The sequence below is a fragment of the Phocaeicola sp. genome, from assembly GCF_048170425.1.
In the GTDB taxonomy this organism is placed as follows: Bacteria; Bacteroidota; Bacteroidia; order Bacteroidales; family Bacteroidaceae; genus Phocaeicola.
Window position 1 is genome coordinate 1 of sequence record NZ_DBEXBB010000316.1, and the last position, 4,906, is coordinate 4,906.

Below are 4,906 nucleotides of genomic sequence, written 5' to 3' on the forward strand. Positions count from 1 at the left end.
TTCTTTCTTTTCATAAAATAACGCTATCTGAGTCGCAATAGCTAATGAGAGTAATGGAGGTACCGCCTCGCCTATCTGTTTGAAATTGTCTCCTAAAGAGCCACTCCAAAGATAACCATCTGGAAAACTCTGCAATCGTGCTGCTTCACGAATACTCAAACCTCTATCTTGTTCTGGATGTGAGTATCTACCACTTGCTGGATTCCTTGCGTACTGTGTAATAGTTACAGAAGGCTTATCCCATCTCAGTCGACCATATACATCGCTAAATCCTTTAACCTTATCCAAACATTTAGGACCTATACCTTTGGGACGATTACCGCCATCATGTGGGACGTGCGCTATTACATCTATTGTACTTTGCTTGTGGATGGAACAGCGATGGTATTTGTCCGATAAAAGGACCTGATTACGGGCATCAATATGTGGTAAATCACCGATCGCATCTCTAACCGTTTTGTATGATTTTTCTTTAAGGATTTCTTGTGGTAGTTCAAAGTCTTTGAACTTTGAAGCAACAATTATTGCCCGATTTCTTGCTTGAGGGACTCCAAAACCTGCTGCGTTGTATATTTTTTGACAAAGATAATATCCATGTTGTTGGAATATAGTCTTTGCTTCATCGTAATGGCTCTTATATTTACCATTCAATATCTCTGGAACATTTTCCATAACAATGAAATCCGGGGATAAAGATACTGCAATGTCCGCAAAATAGCCAATGAGAGTATTGCGTTCATCTTCTGGTTTATCATAATCTTTTTTACGGTGAGCAGAAAAGCCTTGGCATGGAGCACAACCAATGATTAACAATGGATGTTTATCATTAATGGCAAACGTATTATTGAGTTCAAATGAATCATATCTGAGATTGACTATATCTGCATTTAATGTAGCAGTACCGTAATTATCTTTATATGACTTAAGTGATATCGGATTCAAATCTATTCCACCCAAAATATGAAAAAAATCATTAAGAGCGGCAAAGCCAAGAGTCATACCGCCAGCACAACAGAAGAAATCAATGACATTAATCCTGGATGCTAAATTGTTAAAATTTTCTGGATTCCAAGAATCAATGACTTTCTTTCCTTTGTGGAAGGTTGTCAGGAATTCGTTATGTTCAATTACAGCTTTCATTTTATTTCTTTGTTGTGGTATTCAGCAAATCCTTTACATCAACATCAAGTAGTCGAGCTATTTTGTCAAGAGTCACTAAATCTGGTTGAACAGTATTACTACACCATTTACTAACAGTGCAGTTAGATTTGCCAAGTTGTTCAGAGAGCCATTTGCCAGTTTTTCCTTGCTCTACAAGTACAACTTTAAGTCTATTTATATTAGCCATACAGATAAAATGTTTTAATTACAACGCAAAATTATAGACTTTTCATATAAAATCCCAATATGTTTACGAAAAGTGGCTGATTAAACTTTACGCTTATCAATCTTATTGTTTTTCCCACTAAAAAAGTGACAAAACCCGCCCGCAGGGTTTTAAATCTCTCGCATAACGCTTATCTTTGGCAAAAAAAATAAAGAAACCTCAATGGATACAGAATATTTGAACCGTTTTGAAGAGAGATTGCAGCAGGAATTGCTGCGCTTGTGTACTGACTATCATGTGCTGGATGGCACCTTGCTGGCTACGGAGGACCTGGACAACCGCTGGCACGACTTGGCACCGGAGTATGTGGCCGATGCCGTGGGACAGATTCGTGACTATCCCGTGGTGTCGGTGGCCTGGGCTGTCTATCTGGGCCTGGGAGTAGCCTTCTGCTGGGACGAAGACTGGGAGGCCAGCGCACAGGCTTCTTATCAGTCGTACTACGGAGAGCAGGGCTTTGACGACATGGATGAACACATCGTGCGCGATTTGCTCGGCCTGTCGCTCGACGGTGAAGAGGCCCGTCAGCTGGAGGACATCATCCGCCGCTGCGGACAGACTACCGTGGGACTGATTCGCCATGAGCAGATAGAGCCGCAGAGTCCGCTGGCTTTCCATGTGTTTGCCCGTGCCTGCCGTACGATGTTCCGTATCGGGGTGGCCATTGAACTCAAACGCCTGGGATATAAATTTGAGAAAGTGGAAATCGGTCGCGTGCCGGACGGAATGTTGTCATAAGAAAATACCGTTTAGTCTATGTCTATGAAATACACCCGTTTAGTTTTTTCTTTTTGCGCATGCCTGGCCTTTTCGCAGGCTTTCGGCAAGGCAGAAGGCGATTTGTCGGTCATCCGTCAGAACTTCAACCGGATTTATGTGCAGTCGGAAGGGGAGGAGTCTCCTCTGAAAGAGCTGCTCCTGCAGAACCAGCCGGGCTTCTCGGTGTCCGACCGTGTGGTGATGGAGCTCCAGCAGCGTGTGCCGTACGAAGCGGCCCGTATGGAGCATTACCTCAAGGCATTGCAGACCGACGGCTCGTGGAGTGACATCAATTATCAGGACACCAACCGCTCGGGATGGGACCCGCGTCTGCATGCCGAACGGATACTCGAGATGGTGAAGTACTTCAGCAATCCGGAAAACGAACATTATCACTCGAAGAGGGTGGAGAAGGCCATTCACCGGGCCTTGCGCTACTGGTTTGTCCAGAAGCCGGTCTGCCTGAACTGGTACTATAATCAGATAGGTATTCCCCGTACGCTGGGCACTGCCTTCATCTTGTTTGAACCTTTCCTGACCGATGCCGAGAAGCAGGACGCCATTACGGTGATGAAGCAGGCCCGTTTCGGCATGACCGGACAGAACAAGGTGTGGCTGGCGGGCAACGTCATGATGCGAGGGGTGCTGGAGAACGACCTGGATTTAGTGAAACAGGCGCGCGATACGATTGTGTCGGAGATTGTGCGGGGCGGAAAGGAAGGCATCAAGGATGACGGGTGCTTCCACCAGCACGGACCGCAACCTCAGTTCGGGAACTACGGACTGGCGTATGTGTACACCATGAGCCTTTTGTCGGGTCTCTTTTCGGACACGTCGATGGCTTTTACACCTTCGCAACTGGAGGTGATTGCCGGATTGCTGGAAGAAGGTTACCAGTGGGTTATCTGGCAGGGAAAAATGGACATCGCTTCCCTGGGACGCCAGCTTTTTGCTTCGGCCCCTTTGCACAAGGCACTGAGTCTGGCTTTTGCTGCTACCGAACTGGGAGGCGGACGCGATGCGCGCTGCAATCAGGTGGCTGCCCGTCTGCTGGAAAACTGCTTCTCGCCGCACAACAGGCTGATTGGCCACAAGCATTTCTGGCAGTCGGACTACACGCTGAGCCGTCGTGCCGGATGGATGGCCTCGCTCAAGATGGCATCCGACCGCGTGATGGGAGTGGAAACCATGAACGGTGATAACATGAAAGGCTATTACATGGCCGACGGGGCTCTCTATATCTATAAGGATGCAACGGAATATTACGATATCTTCCCGTTATGGGACTGGCGCAAATTGCCTGGTGTGACCTGTTACGACGATGTGCGGCCGGTGCCGTTGCTCAAGCGCAGCTACTATCCGCGCAATCGGGGCCGCTTTGTGGGAGGCTTGTCGGATGGGAAAAACGGAATCAGCGCCATGGAGCTGGACCGCGACGGGCTGAAGGCGCAGAAGTTCTGGCTTTTTGCCGATGAGGCGGTGCTTTGTCTGGGGGCGGGCATCTCTTCCGATTCGGCTCTTCATGTCACCACCGCCGTGGAGCAGTGCTGGAGCAGGGAAGAACCGCTTCGCATCTCTGCTGCCGATGATACGCGAATCTGGCATCACGGACGTGGGTATGTGCTGTGGAACAACCTTGACAGTTGCTTTGCCCGCACAGTGGCTTCTTCTGGAAGCTGGCACGACGTGATGCAGATGTACAACAACGATACCATTTCGGGGCGTCTGTTTACCCTTTATCTGAACCACGGCGTGCGTCCGAAGGAGTCTTCTTACTGCTATGCCGTCCTTCCCGAGGTCACGGAAGCCGACTTGCGTAATTTCCGTACCGACAATTTCCGGGTGATGTGCAACGACAGCCGCTTGCAGGCAGTGTGGCAAGTCGACCGTTCGGTCTGCTGGGCAGCCGTGCGTGAACCTTTTACCCTTCGCGTAACACCGGAACTGGAAGTGGATTTTCACACGCCTGGTCTGTACCGTATCGGACGGGGAGCGGGCGGACGCTGGGAAGTGTACTTCAGTGACCCCATGCAGTGTCAGGATGAGGTGCAGATTACGGTGAACGGGAAGCGTGGCACACACCCTCTTCCGCAAGGAAAGAATCGGGGCACGACCCTTCGTTTTGAAGTCAACTAAAACTAAAAAAATAGGAACATGAAAAAAGCATTTGTATTGATGGTCGCTCTGGCAATGACCAGTGTGCTGCCGGCTACCGCAGAAAACACGACCGACACACCGACAAAGAAGACACGCAGCGAGGTTTTCATAACAGAGAAAGGAACCGAGTGGGAACCAGCCGGCGAGGGAGTAACCCGTCAGATTATGGGATACGACGGACAGGTGATGCTCGTGAAGGTGAAGTTTGAGAAGGGTGCCGTAGGTACGGCCCACACGCATTATCACACGCAGACCACTTACGTAGCCAGCGGAAAGTTCGAGTTTACTGTGGGTGGCAAGACACAGGTGGTATCTGCCGGCGACGGTATCTACATCGAACCGGACGTGCTTCACGGTTGCAAGTGTCTGGAGGCCGGTTTGCTCATCGACTGCTTCTCGCCGATGCGGGCCGATTTTCTGAAAAAATAACCGGTTGAGAATCAATTAATTTTTCTGCTGCAAAAAACTGTAGTGTACTAAATAAGTTGACACAATTTATTTAGTGACATGCGTAAAAATCGAAAGTACTCAAAGGCAGAATGTCTGTCTTATCTGGAAGAATACATGTGTTCTTCTCAGAACCACAGTGAATTTGAACGGAAA

General features: G+C 48.7%; 5 protein-coding genes. 3 read left to right on the plus strand and 2 right to left on the minus strand.

All coding sequences use genetic code 11. From position 1 onward, the window contains the following. Positions 1 to 1,140: DNA cytosine methyltransferase (locus ACMJ0U_RS12210; protein WP_417130152.1), on the minus strand; the 1,140-nt coding region annotated here is incomplete at its 3' end. A 1-nt stretch (position 1,141) separates the two neighbouring features. Continuing rightward, positions 1,142 to 1,348: a helix-turn-helix domain-containing protein gene (locus tag ACMJ0U_RS12215; protein ID WP_417130153.1), complete on the minus strand. Its 207-nt coding sequence runs from the start codon at positions 1,346 to 1,348 to the stop codon at positions 1,142 to 1,144. 201 nt (positions 1,349 to 1,549) lie between these two features. Between ACMJ0U_RS12215 and ACMJ0U_RS12220 the strand changes: the two genes are divergently transcribed. From ACMJ0U_RS12220 to ACMJ0U_RS12230, 3 genes are read left to right on the plus strand one after another with little or no spacing between them, the layout of a single operon-like run. Next, positions 1,550 to 2,125, plus strand: coding sequence for a hypothetical protein (locus ACMJ0U_RS12220; protein ID WP_417130154.1), 576 nt, complete (start codon positions 1,550 to 1,552; stop codon positions 2,123 to 2,125). Positions 2,126 to 2,143: 18 nt separating this feature from the next. Continuing rightward, the gene (locus ACMJ0U_RS12225; protein WP_417130155.1) at positions 2,144 to 4,282 is read left to right on the plus strand and encodes a polysaccharide lyase family 8 super-sandwich domain-containing protein; all 2,139 of its coding nucleotides are present in this window, start codon (positions 2,144 to 2,146) and stop codon (positions 4,280 to 4,282) included. A gap of 54 nt (positions 4,283 to 4,336) precedes the next feature. Further along, complete coding sequence (locus tag ACMJ0U_RS12230) at positions 4,337 to 4,732, plus strand: cupin domain-containing protein (RefSeq protein WP_417130156.1); 396 nt, start codon at positions 4,337 to 4,339, stop codon at positions 4,730 to 4,732. The last annotated feature ends 174 nt before the right edge of the window (positions 4,733 to 4,906 follow it).

Bases quoted from the DNA above. Each gene is read 5' to 3' on its own strand.
- ACMJ0U_RS12225 (WP_417130155.1), top strand. From the start codon at position 2,144: ATGTCTATGAAATACACCCGTTTAGTTTTTTCTTTTTGCGCATGCCTG.
- ACMJ0U_RS12230 (WP_417130156.1), top strand. From the start codon at position 4,337: ATGACCAGTGTGCTGCCGGCTACCGCAGAAAACACGACCGACACACCG.
- ACMJ0U_RS12220 (WP_417130154.1), top strand. From the start codon at position 1,550: ATGGATACAGAATATTTGAACCGTTTTGAAGAGAGATTGCAGCAGGAA.
- ACMJ0U_RS12215 (WP_417130153.1), bottom strand. From the start codon at position 1,348: ATGGCTAATATAAATAGACTTAAAGTTGTACTTGTAGAGCAAGGAAAA.